The 22347-nt window shown below is 62.1% G+C and carries 22 protein-coding genes and 1 riboswitch; of the genes, 6 read left to right on the forward strand and 16 right to left on the reverse strand.

Translation table 11 applies throughout. The annotated features are described in order from the left end of the window. Positions 1-42 precede the first annotated feature (42 nt). Entirely contained in the window at positions 43-885 is an 843-nt protein-coding gene (locus KW821_RS14490) for a DUF2726 domain-containing protein (RefSeq protein WP_218291939.1), read from the reverse strand. Positions 886-1076: 191 nt separating this feature from the next. Here KW821_RS14490 and KW821_RS14495 point away from each other — a divergent pair, with 191 nt between their 5' ends. The 3 genes from KW821_RS14495 (at position 1077) to ppx (ending at position 5215) form a co-directional block, all read left to right on the forward strand. After that, positions 1077-1589, forward strand: coding sequence for a glycine cleavage system protein R (locus KW821_RS14495; protein WP_042654881.1), 513 nt, complete (start codon positions 1077-1079; stop codon positions 1587-1589). A 76-nt stretch (positions 1590-1665) separates the two neighbouring features. Further along, the gene (gene ppk1, locus KW821_RS14500) at positions 1666-3735 is read left to right on the forward strand and encodes a polyphosphate kinase 1 (RefSeq protein ID WP_042654882.1); all 2070 of its coding nucleotides are present in this window, start codon (positions 1666-1668) and stop codon (positions 3733-3735) included. Beyond that, entirely contained in the window at positions 3725-5215 is a 1491-nt protein-coding gene (ppx, locus tag KW821_RS14505; protein ID WP_042654883.1) for an exopolyphosphatase, read from the forward strand. Before ppk1 ends, ppx begins: the two co-directional genes overlap by 11 nt. 53 nt (positions 5216-5268) lie before the next feature. Here the strand turns inward: ppx and mgtE are convergent, their stop codons facing one another. The 14 genes from mgtE to KW821_RS14575 form a co-directional block, all read right to left on the reverse strand. Beyond that, the gene (gene mgtE / locus KW821_RS14510) at positions 5269-6612 is read right to left on the reverse strand and encodes a magnesium transporter (RefSeq protein ID WP_042654884.1); all 1344 of its coding nucleotides are present in this window, start codon (positions 6610-6612) and stop codon (positions 5269-5271) included. Between the two features lie 124 nt (positions 6613-6736). Beyond that, positions 6737-6906, reverse strand: a riboswitch (M-box (ykoK) riboswitch). 165 nt (positions 6907-7071) lie between these two features. Beyond that, positions 7072-8280 carry a flagellar hook-associated protein FlgL gene (gene flgL, locus KW821_RS14515; protein WP_218291940.1) on the reverse strand — a complete coding sequence of 403 codons (1209 nt, stop codon included), beginning with the start codon at positions 8278-8280 and terminating at the stop codon, positions 7072-7074. Positions 8281-8283: 3 nt separating this feature from the next. Continuing rightward, positions 8284-10284, reverse strand: a complete 2001-nt coding sequence (locus KW821_RS14520) for a flagellar basal body rod C-terminal domain-containing protein (RefSeq protein ID WP_218291941.1) — start codon at positions 10282-10284, stop codon at positions 8284-8286. A 3-nt stretch (positions 10285-10287) separates the two neighbouring features. Continuing rightward, the gene (gene flgJ, locus KW821_RS14525; RefSeq protein WP_218291942.1) at positions 10288-11364 is read right to left on the reverse strand and encodes a flagellar assembly peptidoglycan hydrolase FlgJ; all 1077 of its coding nucleotides are present in this window, start codon (positions 11362-11364) and stop codon (positions 10288-10290) included. A 293-nt stretch (positions 11365-11657) separates the two neighbouring features. Then, positions 11658-12755: a flagellar basal body P-ring protein FlgI gene (locus KW821_RS14530; protein ID WP_042654888.1), complete on the reverse strand. Its 1098-nt coding sequence runs from the start codon at positions 12753-12755 to the stop codon at positions 11658-11660. 108 nt (positions 12756-12863) lie between these two features. Next, positions 12864-13535, reverse strand: coding sequence for a flagellar basal body L-ring protein FlgH (gene flgH / locus KW821_RS14535; RefSeq protein ID WP_218291943.1), 672 nt, complete (start codon positions 13533-13535; stop codon positions 12864-12866). Between the two features lie 13 nt (positions 13536-13548). Beyond that, positions 13549-14337, reverse strand: a complete 789-nt coding sequence (gene flgG, locus KW821_RS14540) for a flagellar basal-body rod protein FlgG (protein WP_042654890.1) — start codon at positions 14335-14337, stop codon at positions 13549-13551. Between the two features lie 14 nt (positions 14338-14351). Continuing rightward, positions 14352-15098, reverse strand: coding sequence for a flagellar basal-body rod protein FlgF (gene flgF, locus KW821_RS14545; protein ID WP_218291944.1), 747 nt, complete (start codon positions 15096-15098; stop codon positions 14352-14354). A 146-nt stretch (positions 15099-15244) separates the two neighbouring features. Beyond that, positions 15245-16603 (reverse strand): flagellar hook protein FlgE, encoded by a 1359-nt coding sequence (flgE, locus tag KW821_RS14550; protein WP_218291945.1) that lies wholly within the window; start codon positions 16601-16603, stop codon positions 15245-15247. Positions 16604-16621: 18 nt separating this feature from the next. Beyond that, a complete protein-coding gene (locus KW821_RS14555) occupies positions 16622-17353 on the reverse strand; it encodes a flagellar hook assembly protein FlgD (RefSeq protein ID WP_218291946.1) in 732 nt (243 codons plus the stop codon). Between the two features lie 110 nt (positions 17354-17463). Then, positions 17464-17883, reverse strand: a complete 420-nt coding sequence (gene flgC, locus KW821_RS14560) for a flagellar basal body rod protein FlgC (protein ID WP_042654894.1) — start codon at positions 17881-17883, stop codon at positions 17464-17466. After that, the gene (gene flgB, locus KW821_RS14565) at positions 17883-18281 is read right to left on the reverse strand and encodes a flagellar basal body rod protein FlgB (RefSeq protein WP_042654895.1); all 399 of its coding nucleotides are present in this window, start codon (positions 18279-18281) and stop codon (positions 17883-17885) included. The genes flgC and flgB overlap by 1 nt, the downstream gene beginning before the upstream one ends. A gap of 62 nt (positions 18282-18343) precedes the next feature. After that, complete coding sequence (locus tag KW821_RS14570) at positions 18344-19168, reverse strand: protein-glutamate O-methyltransferase CheR (RefSeq protein WP_042654896.1); 825 nt, start codon at positions 19166-19168, stop codon at positions 18344-18346. Positions 19169-19186: 18 nt separating this feature from the next. Further along, entirely contained in the window at positions 19187-20098 is a 912-nt protein-coding gene (locus KW821_RS14575) for a chemotaxis protein CheV (protein WP_218291947.1), read from the reverse strand. Positions 20099-20330: 232 nt separating this feature from the next. On the opposite strand from KW821_RS14575, the gene flgA reads away from it, so the two are divergent. From flgA to KW821_RS14590, 3 genes are all read left to right on the forward strand, one after another. Further along, entirely contained in the window at positions 20331-20936 is a 606-nt protein-coding gene (gene flgA, locus KW821_RS14580; protein WP_256353498.1) for a flagellar basal body P-ring formation chaperone FlgA, read from the forward strand. Between the two features lie 94 nt (positions 20937-21030). Then, positions 21031-21348, forward strand: coding sequence for a flagellar biosynthesis anti-sigma factor FlgM (gene flgM, locus KW821_RS14585; RefSeq protein WP_042654898.1), 318 nt, complete (start codon positions 21031-21033; stop codon positions 21346-21348). After that, positions 21345-21761 carry a flagella synthesis protein FlgN gene (locus KW821_RS14590; protein ID WP_218291949.1) on the forward strand — a complete coding sequence of 139 codons (417 nt, stop codon included), beginning with the start codon at positions 21345-21347 and terminating at the stop codon, positions 21759-21761. The genes flgM and KW821_RS14590 overlap by 4 nt, the downstream gene beginning before the upstream one ends. A 33-nt stretch (positions 21762-21794) precedes the next feature. Here KW821_RS14590 and yfcE read toward each other — a convergent pair whose 3' ends face one another. Then, positions 21795-22337, reverse strand: coding sequence for a phosphodiesterase (gene yfcE, locus KW821_RS14595; protein WP_218291950.1), 543 nt, complete (start codon positions 22335-22337; stop codon positions 21795-21797). Between the last annotated feature and the right edge of the window lie 10 nt (positions 22338-22347).

Here is a 22347-nt window from a genome sequence, read left to right on the forward strand (position 1 = left end):
GACGAGGAAGGGCTCCGACCGCAGCCGGAGCCAAACTGATGATCAGTGCTTGAGCTGGCCGTGGGGGGCGGCGTAACGGCACTCGGGGAAACGGCTGCAGGCCAGGAACAGGCGGCCGACATGGGGGCCCTTCTTGGCCTCCCGCTCCACCAGGGGGGCATCACAGCGAGGGCAATGGGGGGCCTCGTGGGGCTGATCCTCTTCGTCCGGATCGGCAAACAGGTTGTCCACCAGCCCGGCGTCCGGCTCGATGAACGGGGTCTGATCCAGCACCTTGGCACGCACGGCGGCATGCCCGTGGCGGCTCTCCTCCACATCCACGCCATCGAGCAGCAACGGGCTGAAGGTAGGCTCGCGCCGCTCACCCGGCAACGTCACCTCGATCTGGGGGCTCGCCTTGCTCAGCAGGGGCAGCAGCTGCTCGCGCAGCTCCTCGACCCGATAATGGCTACTCGCCGGGATCTGCAGCAGGGGCAGGCCAGCGCTGTCACAGGCCGACTTCAGGAAGGCATCGCGCACCTTGCGTTTCTGGTGGCGGTGGGAGCTGTCGTCGAGCTCGACGGCGCAGAGAAAGGAGAGATCTTGCGGGTGGCACAGCAGATAATCGAAATGCTTGGCACTGATCCTGTTGAACGCCTGCTGCCATTTGCTCTTGCCCATCCGGGCCTCCGGCGCCAGCACGTCCGCGACCCGCACCTTGGCAAAGACCCGCGCCTGATCACCGACCGCCAGATCCAGCACCCCGAGGAAGGAGCGCTCGGCCGGGCTGAACAGGGCCTCCTGCAGATCATAGGGCAGCGTTTTGCCTTTCTTGCCTCTGGTCCAGAAGATCGCCAGCAGGAGCAGTACCAATAACACCAATCCCGATACGACTAGGGTATTCATGAGTGCACTATCCAGTTCACAAAACAGAAGAAGGGCCATCACTCTACCACGGGGGAGAAGGGTCAGGCAGCGCAGAAATGGCGGCCGCCTCCGGCATCGGCGTTTTTTCACTACATTTGCGCAAGGCGGGCTTCATATGGCCTGACACTGCAGGCACAATGCTACAGAAACCCAATTCGAAGGAGAGCAGGATGCAAAAGCAATTGGTCGTCACCGTGATCGGCGCGGACAAGCCCGGTATCGTCGAGAGTCTGGCCGACATCATCACCCAGCAGCAGGGCAACTGGCTGGCCAGCTCCATGAGCGAGCTGGCGGGACAATTTGCCGGCATCCTGCATGTCAGCGTCCCCGATGAGCATTACCGTGGCCTGTGCGAGGCGCTGGTGATGCTGCCGGGTCTCACCGTCAGCTTCGCCGAGGGGCAGGTCAGCCAGGAGCCGGAGCGTCAGGTGATGCTGAGCGTCACCGGCAACGACAGGCCCGGCATAGTGCACGAAGTGGCCAGCATACTGCGCCAGCTCAACATCAACGTCGCCGATCTCACCACAGGTTGCGAACCGGCCCCCCACTCCGGTGCCCCGCTGTTCTACGCCCATGCCCTGGTCGCCCTGCCGCCCGGGCTCGAACTCGGCGATCTGATCGCGGCGCTGGAATCCCTCTCCGATGACCTGGTGGTCGACATCGATCAGGCCGTGGCAGAATAGGACTCATTGTCATAAATCTGTCACCTATCCACGCCATAACTGCCGCGCAGACGTAACCTGATCACAGAGGCACCACATGAGCACCGACAAGCAGTATGAAGAGAAAGAGCTGAGTTGGCTCTCATTCAATGAACGGGTGTTACAAGAGGCAATGGACAAGACGGTCCCCCTCATCGAGCGGGTCCGTTTCCTGGGGATCTTCTCCTCCAATCAGGACGAGTTCTTCAAGGTACGGGTATCGGACGTCAAGCGCCGCATCCTCATCAACGAGGTGCACGGCGGCGATGACGACGCCAAGGTGTTGCTGCGCGCCATCCAGCAGAAGGTGATGGCGCTCGGCGAGGCCTTCGACAACACCTATAAAGAGCTGCTGATCGCCCTCGCCCGCCACAACATCTTCCTGGTCAACGAGAACCAGCTCTCCGAGGCGATCCAGCAGTGGCTGCGGGTCTTTTTCAGGGAGAAGGTGCTGCGCCACATCATCCCCATCCTGCTCAACAAGGAGGTCAACCCGGTCAAGTTCCTCAAGGATGAGCACACCTACCTCGCCATCGAGATGAAGAAGGGCGGCCAGGTGATCCAGTACGCCCTGGTGGAGGTGCCGACCGACGATCTGCCCCGCTTCTTCCAGCTGCCGCCGGAGGGAACCCGTCGCAAGAAGCAGATCATCATCCTGGATAACGTCATCCGCTTCTGCCTCGACGAGATCTTCAAGGGCTTCTTCGACTACGACGAGATCGCCGCCTACGCGGTCAAGCTGACCCGGGATGCGGAATACGATCTCTCCGATCAGCTGGACTTGAGCCTGGTGGACAAGATGAGTGATGGCCTGAAACAACGCCTCACCGCCATGCCGGTGCGCTTCGTCTACGAGCGGGAGATGCCCGCCGCCATGATAAGCTTCCTCAAGCTCAAGCTGCAGATCAGCAGCTACGACGCCATCATGCCCGGCGGCCGTTATCACAACTTCAAGGATTTCATCGGCTTCCCCAACGTGGGCCGGGACTATCTGGAAAACCCCAAGCTGCCGGCACTCGATTGCCACGACTTTGATGGCTTCGTCAACGCCTTCGACGCCATCACCAAGCAGGACATACTGCTCTACTACCCCTATCACAAGTTCCACCACTTCACCGAGCTGGTGCGCCAGGCGGCGTTCGATCCGGCGGTGAGTGCCATTCGCATCAATATCTACCGGGTCGCCAAGAAGTCGCGCATCATTCACTCCCTCATCGACGCCGCCAACAACGGCAAGAAGGTGACTGTGGTGGTGGAGCTGCGCGCCCGCTTCGACGAGGCGGCCAACATCGACTGGGCCAACATCCTGACCGATGCCGGGGTCAAGGTGGTGTTCGGGGTGCCGAGCCTCAAGATCCACTCCAAGCTCTGCCTCATCACCCGCCACGAGCATGGCGAGGCGGTGCGCTACGCCCATATCGGCACCGGCAACTTCAACGAGAAGACCGCCAAGATCTACACCGACTTCTCCCTGCTGACCCGCCACCCGGATATCACCGCCGAGGTGGAGGGGGTGTTCGAGTACATCGAGTACCCCTATCGGCGCTACAAGTTCAACCACTTGATGGTCTCCCCCATCAACAGCCGGCGCCAGCTCTATCGCCACATCGACAACGAGCTGGCCAACGCCAAGGCGGGCCAGCCCAGCGGCATCACGCTCAAGATCAACAACCTGGTGGACAGGGATCTCATCAACCGCCTCTATGCCGCCGGCCAGGCCGGAGTGCCCATCCAGATGATCATCCGCGGCATGTGCGCCCTGCGCCCCGGCGTGCCGGGCCTGAGCGAGAATATCCAGGTCATCAGCATCATCGACCGCTTCCTCGAGCACCCGCGGGTCATGGTGTTCCACAACAAGGGCAACCCCCAGCTGTTCATCTCCAGCGCCGACTGGATGAGTCGCAACATCGACGGCCGGATCGAGGTGGGTACCCCCATCTATGACGAGCGGCTCAAGCAGCGCATCCTGGATATTTTGCAGTTGCAGCTGAGCGACACCTGCAAGGCAAGGGTCATCGATGCGAACCAGAGCAACGAATACGTGAAGCGGGGCAACCGCCGCAAGGTTCGTTCTCAGGTCGCGATTTACGACTACCTCAAACGGATAGAGTCAAACCATGGACAATAGTCTGTACGCCGCTGTCGATCTGGGCTCGAACAGCTTTCACATGGTCATCGCCCGCCTCAACGAAGGACGGATGCAGATCGTCGATCGCATCAAGGAGCGGGTCCGGCTGGCGGAGGGCATGGACGAGCAGCGCCGCATGTCGGACGAGGCCATGGACCGGGGGCTCGAGTGCCTCAGCCTGTTCGCCGAGCGGCTGACCAACATCAAGCCGGATCAGATCCGCATCGCCGGCACCTATACCCTGCGCCGCGCCAGCAACGCCCGCGCGTTCGTGAGCGAGGCGGTCAAGGTTTTGAACCATCCCATCGAGATCATCAGCGGCCAGGAAGAGGCGCGCCTCATCTATCAGGGGGTCGCCCACACCCAGCATATTGAAGGCCAGGTACTGGTGGTCGACATCGGCGGCGGCAGCACCGAGCTCATCATCGGCGAGGGCTTCGATCACAAGGCCCTCACCAGCCGCAAGATGGGCTGCGTCAGCTTCACCCAGAGCTTCTTTGCCAACGGCAAGCTGAGCGAGCGGTCCTTCAACGGCGCCGTGTTGGAGGCGCAGCATCAGCTCGCCCCCATCATCAACCAGTACCGCAAGCTGGGCTGGCAGAGCTGCCTCGGCAGCTCAGGCTCCATCCGCACAGTGCGCGACGTCTTGCAGGGTGAGGGCTGGACCGATGGCAGCATCACGCTCACCGGACTTGAACGGCTGAAGAAAGAGATGCTCGAGCACAAGCGGGTGGACCAGCTCAAACTCGCTGGCCTGACCGACGAGCGGCGTGAGGTCTTTGCCGCGGCGGTGGCCATACTGCTCGGGCTCTTCACCTCCCTGCCCATAGAGCGGATGGAGTACTCTGACGGCGCCCTGCGCGAGGGACTGCTGTATGAATTCGAGGAGCGGTTGCAGCATCACGACATCCGCGAGCGCACCGCCCTGGCCCTCAGCACCCACTATCGCATCGACAAGCGCCAGGCCAACCGGGTCGAGCAGAGCGTGTTGGCCCTGTTCGATGCCCTGAGCGGCCCCTGGCAGATGCCGGAGGAACCCTATCGCGCCATCCTAGGCTGGGCGGCGCGGCTGCACGAGATTGGCCTCGCCATCAACTACAGCGGCATCCATCGCCACTCCGCCTATATCTTGCAGAACACCGATCTACCCGGCTTCAACCAGGACGATCAGGCCCTGCTGGCGGCCCTGGTGCGGTTCCAGCGCAAGGGGCTCAAGCTCTCCGAGCTGCCCGCCCTGCCCAACCATGACGAGCAGACGGTGCTGCGTTGCATCCGCATCCTGCGCCTCGCCGTGGCGGCGCACCACAGGCGCCAGGACAACCTGTTGCCGGAATGGAAGGTGCAGGCCGCCGAAGATCAGCTGGTGGTCACCCTGCCGACCGACTGGTGTGACGAGAACCGCCTGCTGATGCAGAACCTGGAGAAAGAGCACCGTTACTGTCAGGAGCAGGGCTGGCCGCTGCTGTTCCAGCTGAGCTGAGTTCCGCCCACAAAAAAAGGCAGCCAATGGCTGCCTTTTTGCTTTCTCGCGGGTCACTGCAGCTCGGGCAGCAGCCACTTGGCGATCTCGAAATAGATGATGAGGCCGGTGCCGTCTACCAGGGTGGAGATGAAGGGGGCCGAGACCACCGCCGGATCGATCCGCAGGCGGCGCAGCACCATGGGGATCACCGAGGCGACCGTCGCGCTCCAGAGCACGATGGCGATGATGGTGAGGGTGACCACCATGCCAATTTCGGGGCCCACCCCCAGGCTCCAGGCCCGCACCCAGGCCGCGATGGCGATGGCCACCGAGATGAGCAGGCCGGTGGAGAGCTCCTTCTTCAGCACTGTGCCGAGGTTGCGCAGACTCACCTCCCCTACGGCCATGGCGCGCACTATGGTGGTGGTGATCTGGGTGCCGCTGTTGCCGCCGGTGCCGATGAGCAGCGGGATGAAGAAGGCCAGCGCGATGGCGGCCTCCAGCTGCTCCTCGAACGCCCGCAGCACTGTGCCGGTATAGGCCTCGGCCACGAACAGGATCAGCAGCCAGCCCACCCGCTTGCGCCACAGCTGCCAGGGGCTCGCCTGCAGGTAGGGGGTGTCCAGCGGCGAGGAGCCGCCCTGCAGCTCGGCATCCTCGGTGGACTCCAGCTCCAGGATGTCGGCGGCGTCGTCCACATGGAAGATCCCCACCAGGCGACCCTGCTCCTCCACCGGCAGGCTCGAGATGTCGCGGTCGATCAGCAGGCGGGCCGCCAGCTCCTGATCCGCCCGGGCGTTGATCCGCACCGCCTCACGGTCCATCAGCTCGCTCACCGGCCGCAGGGGATCCGCGATCAGCAGCGACTTGAGGGAGACGCTGCCGAGCAGCTGCTGCCCCTCATTGACCACGTAGAGATGCTGGAACAGCTGGGCGTTGTCCCAGGCGTCGTGGATCAGCTGCTTGGCGCGCCCCACCGTCTCCCGCTCGCCGATGGCCAGGTATTCGTGGCGCATGTTGGCCCCGACCGACTCGCTCGGCCAGTCCAGCAGCGACTGGAAGCTGGATCGTACCGACTCGGGGAAGCGGGAGAGCAGGGTGTCACGATCCCGCTCATTGAGCCTGCGCAAGATGGCCAGCAGCTCGCGCCTCGGCATGGCCCCCTGCAGCAGGCCGACGAGGCTGGCATGCAGGCGCAGCAGCAGCCGGGCCGCGCAGTCGGGCGGGAGCGACCCGAGCAGGGCGGCCCCCTCCGCCATGGGCAGGGTATCGAAGATGCAGTTGAGCTCTTCCGGACGCAGGGTCAGCAGCTGATCGGCGCGCGCCACCGGATCCAGGTTGTGGGCCAGCCAGCCCTGCAGGGCGGCCAGATCGAGCAGTTGATGACGATTGAGCAGGGTGTGTGTTTTCTTCATCACAGATAACCTCATGTGATCTCAGGCAGGGCCTGAGGGCAACCGGCTCGCACCGGTCACTGTCGATAAGAAAACAGCAATTTGATTGACGAGTAATAGGCAGGAAATGACGCCGTTCGGCGTGTCATCATCCCCACGTACCAGCTTTAGCACTGCATAACGTATCCGGCACGCCGGAAGCCACTTGGGTTGACACCTTAATCCGATGAAAACTGTCCTGATCTTGGGCGTCTCTGGACGTCGTGAGATCAGTGGCCTGTGTTTATGCAGGAGCCTCGCCTAACGAGATGCTGCGAAAAATAGCCACAACCCTGAGGTTGTGCGGGCGGCATCATCGACCAGGGCCGGACCCGAGTCAAGCCGACCGGGCCGCTGGCAATAGCTTGTTACAAATTGAAGGGAAGGATGGCGGATAGGGAGAGGTGGCTCCCCCTGACCGAGGCCAGAGGGAGCAGTCACTCAGCGGATATAGTCGAACAGGGTCAGCTTGCTTATCTTGCTGAAGGAGAGCTGGGAGGCGCTCATGGCGGCCTCCTCCTTGGAGAGCGCGGCTATCACCTCATACATGTCCGCCTCCGAGACCTTGGCCCGCGCCTGCTGGTTCAGGGTGCTGAGCCCGTCGTTGGAGCCCATCACCTGCTCCAGGCTGTTCAAGCGGCTGCCCACATCCCCTTGCCCCCGGTCGACCTGGGTTCTGGCGTTGTTCATGTGGGTGGTGGCATCGGCCACCGCCAGTTGGAAATCCGCCGCCGGTATGGTCGGGTCGCGCAGGGCCGAGATGAAATCGGACATGCCATTGAGCACGCTGTCGTTCTTCGGCGTATCGAGCGCGAAGTTCTGATCCGCGCCGCCCGCGGGCAGGTCCAGGGTCAGCTCCAACCCGTTGAAGGCTATCTTGTTGCCCGCACTGTAGTCACCGCTTTGCACCACAGTGCCGCCGCTGTCCTTGATCTCGTAGCTGTCCGGCGGGCCCGCCAGGGTGCTCACGGTGAACTGGTTGCTGGCCAGGGAGGAGTCGTAGCTGTTGCGATAGAAGCTCTCGAAGTTGCCCTGATCCCCCACGCCGACCTTGATGTTTGCCGTGGTGGCACTGGCGGTGCGCCGGGTGGCGACCGTCTCGAACAGGTTGAAGCCGGAGTCGTTGGCCGGGATCTGCACCGTGGGAGAGACCTGGATGCTGCGCTGGCCCGTGTCCCCCTGGAACACGTAGTTGCCGCTGGCATCCTTGACGAAGGGCTGGGTCTTGCTCTGGTTGCCGCCGAAGATGAACTCCCCCTGGGAGTTCTTGCTGTTCATCAGATCGAACATCTGTTTCTGCAGCCCCTCCAGTTCGCTCGCGATGGCGTTGCGCTCCTCCGAGCCCATGGCCGAGCTGTTCGCCTTCTGGATCAGGGTCTGGGCGCTCAGCATGGCGTTGTTGATGGAGGTGAGCACCGTGTCCTCGTGCCCCAGGCTGTTCTCCAGCAGGCTGCCGTTGACCCCGTATTGCTTGAACAGATCGATCTCCTTGGTCAGCGCCATCTTCTGGCTCATGCCGGAGGGATCTTCCCCCGCCCGGTTGAACTTGTCCCCCGTCATCAACTGCTCATAGGCGGTGTTCTGACGCTCGCTGACCTTGCTCATGGTGGCGAGGTTGCGGTCATAGATCATGTTGGTGGTAATGCGCATGACTTACCTCACGGAAGACAACAGGGTGTCGAAAATGGTCTTGGCGGTGCTGACGATCTGGGCCGAGGCCGCATAGGACTGCTGGAAACGGATGAGGTTGGCCGCCTCCTCCTCCAGGTTGACCCCGGAGACGCTCTCGTAGATGCCGGTGCTCTGGGTCAGCTTGGCCTCGTTGGCCTGCAACAGGGTCTTGGCCTGGCTGGTCTTGTTGCCCACCCCGGTCACCAGCGCGCCATAGGCGTCGTTGAAGGTCATCTTGTCGTTGCTGGTGGCGGCGTTGTTGTTCTTGCGCACCAGCTCCTTGTTCTGCAGCTCCGCCAGGGCCAGGCCGTTGGCGTTGTCGGCGAAACCGTTCTTGTTGTAGCTCAGGTTGAAGCTGTCTTTGGCTTCCACCTTGCCGGTGATGCTGAAGTCATAGCCCGGGCTCTGGTTGGGATCGGCGTAGACCTTGGGGCCGCCCAGCGGACTCTCGAGGGCCGCCATCAGGTTCTGGCCCTTGCTGGCCGCCGGGGCCACCCCGATGAGGGTGGTGCCATCCGCCGCATAGACCTCGTAGTTGCCGCCGTTGTCTATCTTGACGACCTGAGGCGCATTGGGATCCAGGGCATTGGCACCGAAGCCCGACCCCGCTCCCGTGTTATGGATGCCATTCAGCTTGATCTCGCCCGAGCCCAGATTCTGGGCACTCTTGTCGGCCTTGATGGGAGCCGCCAGGGCGATGTCTTCCGGGCGGGTGATCGCGGCCTTCAGTCCGGCGGCGGCATGCTTGGTCGGCTGCAGCAGTATCTTGTCGCCGGCGGCCGGGGTGCCGGACAAGTCGATCTCGAGGCCGTGCCCCGCCAGCTCGAACTTGGCGGGGGGCGTGGTACCGGTCGCCAGCGAGGTACGCTTGCCGGTGCCATCGATGGAGAACACCTCATAGCCGGTGGCGCTGCTGAACTGCACCTCGTAATCGAAGGTGGTGACCTCGGTCCCCTTGCCGGGCACGAAGCTCACGCTGGCGGCGCCGTTGCCCTGGTTGCTGCCGTAGGGCAGCCCCTTGCTGGCCGAGAGGGAGAAGAGATCTCCCCCCAGCTCGTTATCCAGATCCATCCCCAACCGGTTCTGCTGGTTCATGGCATCGGCCATGGCGGCGGCGAGCTGCCCCAGCTCCCGCTTGGAGGGATCCAGATCGTTACGCGCCGTGAACAAGCCGCCGATGGCTCCGCCGATGTCCTTGTCGTTGATATTGACCTTGTTGGAGCCCAGGGTGAGCTGCAGGATCGAGTCGCGGGAGTCGGGATCCCCCGCCGCCACCTTGAACTGGGCCACGCCGCCGTCCAGCACCAGGGAGTGGCCTGTGCTCATGTTGACCAGCATGCTGCCGTTGGGCTGGGTCACGGTGCGGATATCCATCTTCTCGGAAAGCTGGCGCACGGCTTCGTCGCGCTGATCGAACAGCATCAGGTTCTCTTCCGGCGAGCCCTGGGTGCGGATGATGGCCTGGTTCAGATCGTTGATGCTGGTGAGCAGGCTGTTGACCCTGTCGGTCTCGTCGCCGATGGTGGCATTGATGGTGTCAGTCTGCTTGTCGAGCTGGGCAGAGAGGGTCTGGTAGCGGTTCACCATGCCGTTGAGCTCGCTCAGGGTGGTCTTGCGCCCGCCGATCTCGGCCGGCGACTCGTTGGCGGTATGAAACGCCTTGAAATACGAGGTGATGGTGGTGCCCACGCTGTTGCTGGTATCGCCGAGCAGGCTATCCAGCTGGAACAGCTGATCGTAGCGCGTGCCAGAGGCGTGATAGGCGGAGGTGTCGCGGCGCATCTCCCCCTGGGCATAGTTGTTGATGACCCGCTGGGTCACCATGTCGCCGGTCCCCAATCCGATGGAATTGGTATACACCAGGGTGCGTTCACGTACATAGCCCTGGCTATTGACGTTGACGATGTTGTTACTGGTGGTCTGCAGCAGCCGCTGCTGGGCCATCACACCCGAGGTCCCTATTCCAAGCAGATCGCTTGCCATAACTTACAGCTCCATCTCTGTGTGGCTGGTTGCGGCGTAGCCGGCAATGGCATCACTGCGCAACACCTGTTTCAGTTTGCTGGCGTACTGGGGATCGGTGGCATAACCGGCCTGCTGCAGCGCCTCGAAATAACGGTCAGGGCTGTCCGCCTTGGCCAGTGCCCCCCGGTAACGGGAACCTGAGGTCAGGAAATCGACATAGTCGTTGAAGCTCTCTTCGAACGACTCATAGGAGCGAAACGCCGCCTTCTGGCGCGACGCCACCCCTTGCTCATATTCCAGGGTGCTAACCACCGCCTTGGGTCCTTCCCAGCGGGGGTCGGCCTTGATGCCGAACAGGTTGTGGGTCATCTGCCCCTCCCCGTCCTTGATCACCCGCTTGCCCCAGCCGCTCTCGAGGGCGGCCTGGGCCACCAGCACCGCCGGGCTCAGCCCCAGCTTGTCCGCCGCCTTCTTGGCGAGCGGCATCAGGCGGTTGACGAACTCCTCCGGGGTATCGAATACCTTGCCGGTCGCATCCAGTGCCGCCGCGGGCTGGGAGCTCCCCATGGGGGGCACGGTGCGGTGCGGACGTCTGGGCATGGTCAAGGCCGGTTCGGCCCCCTCCATCCCCTTCTCAGCAAAATCTTTGCCAACTTTTGAGGCTGCGATCAGATCGTTGGGGGCAGAGGTGGGCGGCTGGTAGGGTTTGTAGACCCGCTCGGTGCGTTGCGGCAGCTTGAGCACCCGGCCGTCGTTGTGGGTAAACTGCTTCTCGGGGGAGAATTGCTTGACCACCATCTCGGCCAGGCCAATCCCGCCCTTGCTCGACATGTCGGCCACCCGCTGCTCGTCCAGCATGCCCTCGTAGAACTGGGTGTAGCTGCTGCTGAACGGGTTATCATCAGTCAACACCGCATTGGCCTGGCGCATGCCCTTGAACAGGGTCTGGGTGAAGATGGACTCGAACTGGCGGGACGCCGCCATCAGCGCCTCGGCCTTGCCCTCCTTGCTCATGCCCATCCGGCGCAGCTTGTCCAGATTCTGGACGTCCTGCACCATGCCAATATTGATACCGCTCTGGGTGTCGAACTCTGCCATAACCTTCCTCTTTGCCGCCCGTGGCAAACCCTTGCCGCTATTAATTACACAATGACCCGCTGCCCCCTGAGGTGCCGCCCGCTGCGGCACCGCCAGAGAATAACCATAGGCTCGCCTGGACAGCCGCTTACAGAATGACCCGCTGCCCCCTGAGGTGCCGCCCGCTGCGGCGCCGCCAGAGAACAGCCATAGGCTCGCCTGGACAGCCGCCTACAGAATGACCAGCTGCCCCCTGAGGTGCCGCCCGCTGCGGCGCCGCCAGAGAACAGCCATAGGCTCGCCTGGACAGCCTCTTACAGAATGACCAGTTGCCCCTGGATGGCGCCTGCCTGCTGCAGCGCCTCCAGGATCGCCATCAGATCGCCGGGGGCGACCCCAACCTGATTCACCGCCCGCACCAGATCGTCCAGGGTCGCGCCGGTATCAAACTTGAACATCCGCCCCGGCTCCTGCTGCACGTTGATGGTGGAGTTGTTGGTGACCACCGTCTGGCCGCCCGACAGCGGATTGGGTTGGGAGACCTGCTGGTTCTCGGCGATGGTGACCGTCAGCCCGCCGTGGCTGATGGCGGCCGGGCGCAGCTTGACCTGGCTGCCGATGACGATGGTGCCGGTGCGCGAGTTGACGATGATCTTGGCGGACTCGCTGGCCGGATCCACCTCAATGTTCTCGATGGTGGCCAGGTAGGAGACCCGCTGACCCGGGTCACGCGGAGCAAACACCTTGATCGAGGTGGCGTCCAGCGCCTGGGCCATGTTGGGTCCCACCAGATCGTTGACCGCATCGGCCACCCGGCGGGCGGTGGTGAAATCGGGCCGGTTCAGGTTGAAGGTGATGGTATCCCCTTCGGAAAAGGAGTTGGCCACCTCGCGCTCCACGGTCGCGCCGTTGGCGATGCGCCCTACGGTCGGGGTATTCACCACCACCTTGGAGCCATCTGCGCCTTCGGCTCCCAGTCCCCCGACCACCAGGCTGCCCTGGGCCACCGCATAGACGCGGCCATCCAGCCCCTTGAGGAAGGTCTGCAGCAGGGTACCGCCACGCAGACTCTTCGCCTCGCCGATGGCGGAGACGGTCACGTCTATGGTCTGGCCCGGCTTGGAGAAGGGCGGCAGATCGGCGTGGATGGCGACCGGCGCCACATCCTTGATCTTGGGCTTGATGTTGTCCGGCACCTTGATGCCGAAGTTGTTGAGCATGGTCCTGAAGGTCTGTTCGGTGAAGGCGTTGTTCTTCTCGCCGGTGCCGGGCAGGCCCACCACCAGGCCGTAACCGATCAGCTGGTTGCTGCGCACCCCTTCCACCGAGCTGAGATCCTTGATGCGGGAGGCGTGTGCCAGCCCGAGCGGCAGGCAGCAGCACAGCAGGCCAAGCAGACGGAGTCGATTCATGAGATCTCCTAAATAGACCACCAGGGCCCCGTAAATCCTGAATGGGCCTGAGCCCTGAATAAGCCACTGGGGCCCGTGAGTATCAAGCAGGCCGCCGTGGCCCCCTCGCTAGATGGGCCACCAGGGACCGTTGAAGAAGCTGGTCAGCCAGCCCTGCTCCTGGGTGTTGGCCAGATCGCCGGTACCGCCGTAATGGATCCGCGCATTGGCGACCTTCTGGGACGACACACTGTTCTCCGAGCTCACATCCCCGGGACGAACCAGACCGGTAATGCGGATATATTCGTTGCCGTTGTTGAGCATGATCCACTTCTCGCCGCGCACCAGCAGATTGCCGTTCGGCAATACCTTGACCACGCTGACCGAGATACTGCCCTGCAGGCTGTTGCTCTGGTCCGCCTTGGCCTGGCCCTTGAACGCGCTGCTCTGATCGATGGAGGCAGAGAGGTTGTAGGGGCTCGCCGTCACCGGCACGCCGCCCAGGGTGACCGCTTCCAGATCGAAGTTGTTGTCCTTGCCGCTCTGGGTGTTGGCCTTCTTCGACGCCGAGGTCGATTCGGACAGCTCGATGTTGATGATGTCGCCCACCTTGTGGGCCTTGATGTCCGAGTAGATACCATTGACCTGCTCGGGCTGGAAGATGGCACCGGTCGGCCGCACCGACACAGGCTCCGACTCGCCATAGACGGGGGCGAACTCGGGATCGTCGGGCTTGGCGGTGTTGGGGGTGCTGGTACAGCCTGCCAGGCTCAGCAGGCTCAGCAGCCATAGGGCTTTCATCATGGGCCTCCGCTTATGTGCGCTGGGTCAGGAAGGACATCATGGAGTCCACCGCCGAGATGACCTTGGAGTTCATCTCATACACCCGCTGGGCCTGGATCAGGTTCACCAGCTCCTCGGTCACGTTGACGTTGGAGGTCTCCAGCATGCCCTGCTTGACCACCCCCAGCCCGTCCGAGCCGGCCGTGCCCTGAATGGGCGCGCCGCTCGACTGGGTTTCCAGGAAGAGGTTCTCCCCCATGGGCTGCAGCCCGGTCGGGTTGACGAAGTCGGTGGTGTTGATCTGCCCCACCACCTGGGACTGACCATCCCCTTTCAGCTGCACCGACACCTGACCATCCTCCCCCACGGTCACGCTCTGGGCGTTCTCGGGGATCTGGATCTCGGGCTGCAGCGGGTAGCCGTTGCCCGGGGTGACTATGGTGCCCTCGTCGTTGAGGGTGAACTGGCCATTGCGGGTATAGGCCGCGCTGCCATCGGGCAGCTGGATTTCGAAGTAGCCGCGGCCGCTGATCATCAGATCCAGGGAGTTGTCCGTGGTCTGCACGTTGCCCTGGCTGTGGTTCTTCTGGGTGGCGACCACCTTGGCCCCCGCCCCCAGCATCAGGCCGGAGGGCAGCTCGGTGTCGGCCGAGGAGCGGCCACCCGGCTGGTTGATGTTCTGATAGAGCAGATCCTCGAAGATGGCGCGGGCCTTCTTGTAGCCGACGGTGCTGGCGTTCGCCAGGTTGTTCGAGGTGACCGAGATGTTGGTCTGCTGGGCATCGAGGCCGGTCTTGCTGATCCAGAGTGCAGGATTCATTTAATGCTCCTTGATTAGCTGATACGCAGCAGCTGGGTTTGGGCCTCGTCGTTTTCCTCGGCGGTCTTCATGATCTTGACCTGAGTTTCAAACTGACGTTGCAAGCGAATGAGGTTGGTCATCTCGTCGACCACGTTGACGTTGCTGCCCTCCAGCGAACCCGCCAGCAGGCCGACCTCGGCGGAGGCGGCCTCACTCTGGCCATCCTTGCGGCGGAACAGGCCATCCTGGCCCTTCTCCACCGCATCCGCCGGCGGCTTGACCAGCTTGATGCGCTGGTAGTCCTCCGCCAGGTTGGGGGCGGCCCCTTCAGGGCGGCCGCTGATGGTGCCGTCACGGTTGATCTCGATCTTCTCCATCGGCAGCGGCATCACTATGGGCTGGCCACCGTCATCCACCACGTTGAGCCCGGTCGAGGTCTGCAGGTTGCCGGCCCCATTCAGCTGCAGGTTGCCCATGCGGGTATAGGCCTCGCCCCCCTTGGGATCCTGCACCGCAATCCAGCCGGGTCCGTCGACGGCGACGTCAAGATCCCGCCCCGTGGTCATCAGCATGCCGTGCTGCAGGTTCTGACCCGGTCGCTCCGTCATGGCGAACACCCGCGAGGGCAAGCCTTCGCCAAACGCCTGCATGCTGCGCGCCTGCTCGAAGTCAGACTTGAAGCCGATGGTGTTGGCGTTGGCCAGGTTGTTGCCACGCACAGCCAGGCTGTTCATGTTCTCCTTGGCCCCGGACATGGCGATATAAAGCAGGTGATCCATGGGATCCTCCGTCAAACAGATGACTCTGACCGGATAACTGCAAATTGAATGCCAAGACAGATGACGCGGGCCAAACGGGGGAGGAAAAGGGCGAGGGCCGGATGCAGAAAGGGGCGCCGAGGCGCCCCTTGCAGGAGGAGAGTGGGTTAGCGGATCTGCAGTATGCTCTGCTGCAACGAGGTGTTGACCTCCAGCGAACGGGAGTTCGCCTGGAAGTTGCGCTGGGCGGTGATGAGATCCACCAGCTCCGTGGTCAGGTCCACGTTGGACTGCTCCAGTGCCGACGACTTGATGGAGCCGAAGGTGCCCGAATTGGGGGTACCAGGCAGCGCCTCGCCGGACAGCAGGGATTGGCGCCAGGAGGTGTCGCCTATCTGGGTCAGCCCCTGGGAGTTGGCAAACTTGGCCACCGCCACCATGGCCACCTTGACCGTGGTGGCGTTGCTGTAGGTCGCCGAGACGATGCCGTCCGGCGTGATCTCGACCTTGGTCAAGCGGCCGACGGTGGAACCATCCTGGGTCAACTTATTGACTTCAAATGGCGAGGAGTACTGGGTCACGGTGCCGAGCTTGAGCTCGATATCCTGAGTGCCATCCGCGCCGTTGGTGATGATGCCCGCCCCCGGAGTCCCCAGTGCCACCGTCTTGATGACCGCCGGGACGGTGGTGGGGTTCATCTTGCCGGAGGCATCGAAGGTCACGCGGGCGCTCAGGGGCGCCTGGCTGACGCCGGTCGCCATGGTGGTGGGCGTACCGCCCGCCACGTCGACAGGCTTGTCCCCCTGATAGAGGTACATGCGCCAGGCGGTCGGCACCGCCGCCTTGGTCGTGTCGGCCGGGTCGGCTTCTTTGACGAAGTACTGGGTGATGGTGTGCGGCTCCCCCAGGGAGTCATACACCACGACCGAGGTCGAGGAGGAGTAAGTGGCCGAGTCCTTGGGATCGAACTTGGAGGCATCGCCGGCACCATTGCCCGCCGCCAGCGGGGTGGCGGTGGAGGGCAGGTTGAAGCCGGCATCGATCTGGGAGGTCTGGACCGGTTCACCGGCCCGATCCGGGATCTGGATCGGCTTGGTCGCATTGATGCTGACCGCCTTGGGGGTGCCGTCGGCGTTGGTCTCGTAGCCCTGCAGGTAACCCCCTGAGTTGCTGACCATGTAGCTGTTTTCGTTGAGCTTGAAGGCACCGGAGCGGGTGTAGGTGCGGTCCAGACTGGTCATCCCGTCCGAGGTCACGAAGAAGCCGTTGCCCTGGATGGCGAGATCCAGCGCGTTGTTGGTAAATTGCAGCGCCCCCTGGTGGAACTGCTGCGCCACCGCCCCCGTCGCGACCCCGTTGCCGACCTGGGTCTTGGCATTGGCGAAGATGGAGTTGGCATAGACATCGGCAAACTCGGCGCGGGACTCCTTGAAACCGGTGGTATTGACGTTGGCAATGTTGTTCGCGGTGACGTTCAGGTCTTTTTGAGCCGCATTGATGCCACTGAGGGCATTGTTGAATGACATGTCTTTCTCCTTAGATCACTACGCTTTTGAGGTCGGAGCCGGTGTCGTGGTCGACTTGCCGCCCGTCCCGCCAATTTCCAATACATCGGTCAGATAGATGCCGCCCAGTCCCTTGAGTTTGAGGGTGCTTGGGTTGGTGCTGGTGCCCAGAGTGACGCTCTCGACCTTGGCATAGGCCAGGGCCGGGATGCTCTCCGACTTGCCATTGACGGTGCCGTGGATCTCAATCTGGTATTTGCCACTCTTGGCCGGGTTGCCGTCCTTGTCCTTGCCATCCCACTCGAAGGCGACGTTACCCTTCTGTTCCCCCTCGATGGCGAACTCCTTGATGACCTGGCCGCTTGCGTCCTTCACCGTCACCTTGAGGTTGCTGGCACCGTCGCCGGTGGCGACCATGCCGGAAATGACGCCGTCCTTCTCCAGATAACCGGTGTTGGACGGGATCAGCACGTTCTGACCCACCAGCGCCGAGGCCTGCAGCGCCTGGCTGGAGGTCATCAGATCGTTGAGGTTCCCCATCTGGGTGGAGAGGCTGCTGATCCCCTCCGAGGTCGACATCGAAGTCATCTGGGACAACATCTGGGCGTTGTCCACCGGCTTGAAGGGATCCTGATAGGAGAGCTGCATGGTCAGCAGCTTCAGGAAGGAGGCCTGATCCAGCTCCTTCTTCGGGGTAGTTGTATTGCCCGTACTGGTCTGGTTTGCCGAAGCCCGGTTGACGCCAAGCAGGCTGTCATAGGTATCTGCCATTGAATCACCGCCTTCTTTTCAAGGATTGCCAAACCCAGTGTCGGGTGGGCTGCTTATCGATGCCCGGCAAGCTGTCATAGGTCTCTGTCATGGATAATCAACCCTCAGTGTCAGGACTTGCCGAGGCCGAGCGTCTGCTGCAGCATCTTCTTGGCCGCATCGGCGACCTGGACGTTGGTCTGGTAACTGCGGGAGGCGGCGATCATGTCCGCCATCTCCTCCACCATGTTGACGTTGGGCTTGAAGATGAAGCCGTCCTTGTCCGCCATGGGGTGACTGGGGTTGTACTCCTTGAGCAGCGGCGCATCGCTCTCCACGATGCCTTTCACATCCACCCCGACCGAGGCTTGCTTGTCGGACATGGCCTGATCCAGCTGGGCGGCAAAGACTGGCCGCCGGGCGTGGTAAGTTTTTTCCACGCTGGAGCTGACGCTGTCGGCGTTGGCCATGTTGCTGGCGACCGTGTTGAGGCGGACGGATTGCGCGCTCATGGCTGAGCCTGCGATGTCAAAGACCTTGAACAAACTCATCACTGATCTCCTTTCAACGCCTTGAGCAGGCCGCTTATCTTGCTGTTCATAAATTCGAGGGAGGCCTGGTACTCGAGGCTGTTGCGCAGGAATTCGCTGCGCTCCTGCTGCACGTCCACGGTATTGCCGTCACCGGTATCGGGTTGCAGCGGGTTGCGGTACTGGGTCGCCCCCGGGGCATCCATCTGCAGGGCGAAATGCTTCTCGCTGGTGGTGGCCAGCCCGAACCCCTGCTGGCTCTGGGCATCCTGCAACGCCTGGGAGAAGTTGATGTCCCTGGCCTTGAAGCCTGGGGTGTCCGCATTGGCAATGTTGCTGGATAGCACCTCCGCACGCTTGGCGCGAACGCTCAGCGTGTATTGATGAACACCAAATGCCTTGTCGAATGAAATTGCCATAGCACACCTCCTGCTTCACGAATGTTTAGCAAGAGGTGTGCCAAAGAGGGACTAGAGGGGGATTATTTGACTTTGTAGACGATGCCGGGGTTGCAGCGGACCATCTCGAACTTGTCGGTGAGGCCGGCCAGGGACTCCGAGGCCCCCAGCATCAGGTAGCCGCCAGGATTGAGGCTGGCGGCGAACTGGTTGAGGATCTTGGACTTCACCTCGGGGGCAAAGTAGATGAGCACGTTGCGGCAGAAGATGATGTCGAACTTGCCGAGCAGGCTGTAGCTCTCCAGCAGGTTCAACGGCCGGAAACTGGTCAATTTTCTGACACGCTCCGAGATCCGCATCTTGTTGTCGCCGTGCGGCTCGAAGAACAGCTTCTTGCGCTCGGGCGAGAGCCCCCGCGCCAGGGCCAGGCTGTCATAGACCCCCTCCTTGCACTGGTTGAGCATGGTGCTGGAGATGTCGGTCCCCACTATCTGCACCCCGCCCGGCAAGGTGCCCGGCCGTTTGACCTGCTGCTCCAGCGCTATCATGGCGATGGAGTAAGGCTCCTGCCCCGAGGAGGAGGCGGCGGACCAGATCTTGATCGGGCGGCCGCTCTTGCCAAGTTCGGGGAAGATCTTGTCACTCAGCAGCTGGAACGGATAGGAGTCACGAAACCACAGGGTTTCATTGGTGGTCATGGCATCGACCACGGCCATCTTCAGGTCCCGCTCACGCACATTCATCGCCCGCGTCACCAGTTCAGACAGACTCTCGATACCAAACCGAGCCATCAAGGGCGACAGACGGCTCTTGACCAGATACTGTTTGTTGTCACCCAGCACTATGCCGCTCTGCAGCGCCAGAAAATGGCTGAATTGTTTGTATAAGTCGTCCGACAGTGTCTTCATGCAGTTAGTTCTTCTTTATTAGAGAGCGCCTTGTACGGCCTTGGCCAATTCATCCGGCTGGAATTTGGCAATGAAATCGTTCGCTCCGACCTTCTGCACCATGGCCTGATTGAACACCCCGCTCAGAGAGGTGTGCAGGATAACATGCAAGTCCTTGAGATTGGGATTGTTACGGATCTCGGCGGTGAAGGTATAGCCATCCATCTCGGGCATCTCGATGTCGGAGATCACCAGCGCAATCTGATCCTTGATGGGCCCAAGCTTGGCCATCTCCAGCAGCATGTTGAGGGCCTCGCGCCCATCCTTGGCCAGCACGCACTGCACCCCGATCGCCTCGAGCGCCCGCTGCACCTGCTTGCGCGCCACCGAGGAGTCATCGGCCACCAGCACCGGGCGCCCATGGGGATTGCGCTCCACGCTGGCTTCTACCAGCTCGGCGCTCACCTCGGTCGAGACCGGCGAAATCTCGTTGAGGATCCGCTCCACGTCCAGGATCTCCACCAGCTCGCCATCCACCTCGGTGACCGCGGTCATGTAGTTGATGCGACCGGCGCCCTTGGGGGGCGGCAGGATGGACTCCCAGTTCATGTTGATGATGCGTTCGACCGAATGCACCAGGAAGCCCTGAATGGAGCGGTTGTACTCGGAGATGATGATGAAGCACTTGCTCAGATCCTGGATCGGGCGCTTGCCCATCGCCATGCTGAGATCGATCACCGAGATGGTCTGGCCACGGATATGGGCCACCCCCCGCACACTGGAGTTCAGCTTGGGCATAATGGTCAAGGGCGGGCATTGCAGCACCTCGCGCACCTTGAAGACGTTGATGCCAAATCTTTGACGTCCGTTGAGACGAAACAGCAACAGCTCCAGTCTGTTTTGTCCCACCAGCTGGGTCCGTTGGTTGACCGAGTCAAGAATACTCGCCATAAACACTCCCTAAAAAACGCTTGGCACTAATCATGCATGCGTGTTGGCTTGCGTCAGACCATCGCCGTCTCGACAACCGGATCCTGCGACAAACGCAGCAAGCATAGTTAAATACGGTGGTATACGTGAACAACCTATCGGCCGGCACACGAAAATGATTAGTAGACTTTTCCTCATCTTACTGCCGTTTTGCAGCCTCTCTCATGCCATGGCGTCCGAGGTCACTCAATATCTGCAAGAGCAGGCACAGGCGTTCGTACTCGACCAGCTGGAGGTCCCCCTCGATGCCCAGGCCGAGGTGCAGGCCGCCTCCATCGATGAGCGCCTCCCCCTCAACCGCTGCGAGGATGGCCTGACCATCTCCCTCCCCGCCAGGATGGAGATCCGCCGCAACACCACCGTCTATCTCAAGTGCGAGGGCGCCGCGCCCTGGGATCTCTACCTGCCGGTACGGGTCAGCATCCAGAAACCCTATGTCACGGTCGCCACCCCAGTGGCCAAAGGGGACATACTGAGCGAAGCCATGCTGACCCTGGCCTATCAGGATCAGACCCTGATCCGCGGTGACTATCTCAGCGACCCCGCCCCCCTCATCGGGGTGCGCAGCAAGCGTGAACTCAAACCGGGCCAGCCCATTCGGCTCACCCAGGTCTGCGTGGTCTGCAAGGGGGATCAGGTCACACTGAGCGCGGAAAACAGCAGCATGCAGATCAAAACCATGGCCCGAGCCTTGCAAGATGGCAGCTTCGGAGACATGATCAGGCTTGTTAACATTCGCTCAGGCAGACCGGTACAGGGCAAGGTCACGGCCGTTGGGACTGTGGTGGTCCCATTCTGATTGTTGTATTAATGCAGCAATTTTTTTCTAAAGTTCTGACCGCCGTCACCGATAAACAGGTAAGCGAACAGCAAAGCAGACGAAGGTAAACCGTATGGCTATCAACAATATCAACAACTTGGCAAACAACCGGTTGCAGAATACGGCGACCAGCCAGGGTGCGACCAAATCCACGACTTCGGCCGAAGGCAACCGTGCGGCAACCGTCAAGACCGACTCTGTCTCCTTGACCAGCGAGGCGCAGCAATTGCAACAGATGCAGAAAACCCTCAACACCGTCTCGACCGGCAACGAAAGCCGCATCGAGAGCCTGAAGAAGGCCGTGGCCAGCGGGGAGTACAAGGTCGACAGCGAAGCCGTGGCCAAGAAGATGTTCAGTTTTGAAGCCGACCTGGACAAGCGTCTGGGATGATGGATCTGCCTTCACTGCTGCACGCCCAAGACGAGTACCTCTCCCAGATGCAAGCGCTGCTGGCGGAGGAGTTTGACCTGCTCAAACAACATCAGGCCCTGGCCTTGCCGGCCCTGGCCGAGCGCAAGCAGCAACTGCTTGCCACCATAGAAGCGCTGGACAAGAGCCTGGCCGAGCTGCCCGATCTGCGGCAACAGCTCAGCGCCTTCCCCGCCCAGCTGCACTCATTGCAGACCAAGCTGGACGCCTGCCAGGAGCAGAATGACCTCAACGGTCGGCTGCTGGAGCTCAGCATCGTCTCCAACCGTCGATTGGCCAGCTTCCTCAGCAAGCTGCGGGACAGAAACTCCCTGACCTATGACGCCAAGGGCAACACCCGCTCCGGCACCCGCTCCCAGGGCATCAAGGCGTAATACCCTCCCCCTCTTCTCACCCGTTTTAGCGTTTCACAGCACCAGCCGCATCAGCTCGGCCCCGTCGGCGCAGGCATGAATGCGCATGACGCCTCGCTCATAGCAGCCGTAGCTCGCCGCCCACTCCCCTCTCGGAAAACAGATGGATCCCGGATTCATCAGCACCAGCTCCCCTTCCCGCTGCAGCACAGGAACATGGGTGTGGCCGCTGATGAACAGGCTGCCCGCCGGCAAGGGTACCTCGCCTGGGTGGTAGAGGTGACCGTGGCTGACGAACCAGCGCCGCTCATCCACCAGCAGCTGGTTGTAGGGCGCGGTGAGGGGGAAGTGCAGCAGCATCTGATCCACCTCCGAATCACAGTTGCCCCGCACCGCCATGACTTGGGGGGCCAACCGATTGAGCCGCTCGGCCACGGCGGCGGGATCATAGCCCTCGGGGACCGGATTGCGCGGGCCGTGGTTGAGCAGATCCCCGAGCAGCAGGTAGTGATCCGGCTGCCAGGGGGCAAGCTGCGCCAGCACCCGCTCCAGGGCGCTGAGGCTGCCGTGTACGTCGGAGATAATGGCTATCTTCATCTCTCGTTCC

It is taken from the genome of Aeromonas sp. sif2416, from assembly GCF_019218665.1.
Taxonomy (GTDB): domain Bacteria; phylum Pseudomonadota; class Gammaproteobacteria; order Enterobacterales; family Aeromonadaceae; genus Aeromonas; species Aeromonas encheleia.

Coding starts and splice junctions, on each gene's coding strand:
- ppx (WP_042654883.1), top strand. CDS start 3,725: ATGGACAATAGTCTGTACGCCGCTGTCGATCTGGGCTCGAACAGCTTT.
- flgE (WP_218291945.1), bottom strand. CDS start 16,603: ATGTCATTCAACAATGCCCTCAGTGGCATCAATGCGGCTCAAAAAGAC.
- KW821_RS14520 (WP_218291941.1), bottom strand. CDS start 10,284: ATGGCAAGCGATCTGCTTGGAATAGGGACCTCGGGTGTGATGGCCCAG.
- flgL (WP_218291940.1), bottom strand. CDS start 8,280: ATGCGCATTACCACCAACATGATCTATGACCGCAACCTCGCCACCATG.
- flgC (WP_042654894.1), bottom strand. CDS start 17,883: ATGAGTTTGTTCAAGGTCTTTGACATCGCAGGCTCAGCCATGAGCGCG.
- KW821_RS14530 (WP_042654888.1), bottom strand. CDS start 12,755: ATGAATCGACTCCGTCTGCTTGGCCTGCTGTGCTGCTGCCTGCCGCTC.
- flgG (WP_042654890.1), bottom strand. CDS start 14,337: ATGAATCCTGCACTCTGGATCAGCAAGACCGGCCTCGATGCCCAGCAG.
- flgF (WP_218291944.1), bottom strand. CDS start 15,098: ATGGATCACCTGCTTTATATCGCCATGTCCGGGGCCAAGGAGAACATG.
- flgB (WP_042654895.1), bottom strand. CDS start 18,281: ATGGCAATTTCATTCGACAAGGCATTTGGTGTTCATCAATACACGCTG.
- flgM (WP_042654898.1), top strand. CDS start 21,031: ATGGCTATCAACAATATCAACAACTTGGCAAACAACCGGTTGCAGAAT.
- flgJ (WP_218291942.1), bottom strand. CDS start 11,364: ATGGCAGAGTTCGACACCCAGAGCGGTATCAATATTGGCATGGTGCAG.
- KW821_RS14575 (WP_218291947.1), bottom strand. CDS start 20,098: ATGGCGAGTATTCTTGACTCGGTCAACCAACGGACCCAGCTGGTGGGA.
- KW821_RS14590 (WP_218291949.1), top strand. CDS start 21,345: ATGATGGATCTGCCTTCACTGCTGCACGCCCAAGACGAGTACCTCTCC.
- KW821_RS14495 (WP_042654881.1), top strand. CDS start 1,077: ATGCAAAAGCAATTGGTCGTCACCGTGATCGGCGCGGACAAGCCCGGT.
- yfcE (WP_218291950.1), bottom strand. CDS start 22,337: ATGAAGATAGCCATTATCTCCGACGTACACGGCAGCCTCAGCGCCCTG.
- KW821_RS14555 (WP_218291946.1), bottom strand. CDS start 17,353: ATGGCAGATACCTATGACAGCCTGCTTGGCGTCAACCGGGCTTCGGCA.
- ppk1 (WP_042654882.1), top strand. CDS start 1,666: ATGAGCACCGACAAGCAGTATGAAGAGAAAGAGCTGAGTTGGCTCTCA.
- flgH (WP_218291943.1), bottom strand. CDS start 13,535: ATGAAAGCCCTATGGCTGCTGAGCCTGCTGAGCCTGGCAGGCTGTACC.
- KW821_RS14570 (WP_042654896.1), bottom strand. CDS start 19,168: ATGAAGACACTGTCGGACGACTTATACAAACAATTCAGCCATTTTCTG.
- KW821_RS14490 (WP_218291939.1), bottom strand. CDS start 885: ATGAATACCCTAGTCGTATCGGGATTGGTGTTATTGGTACTGCTCCTG.
- mgtE (WP_042654884.1), bottom strand. CDS start 6,612: ATGAAGAAAACACACACCCTGCTCAATCGTCATCAACTGCTCGATCTG.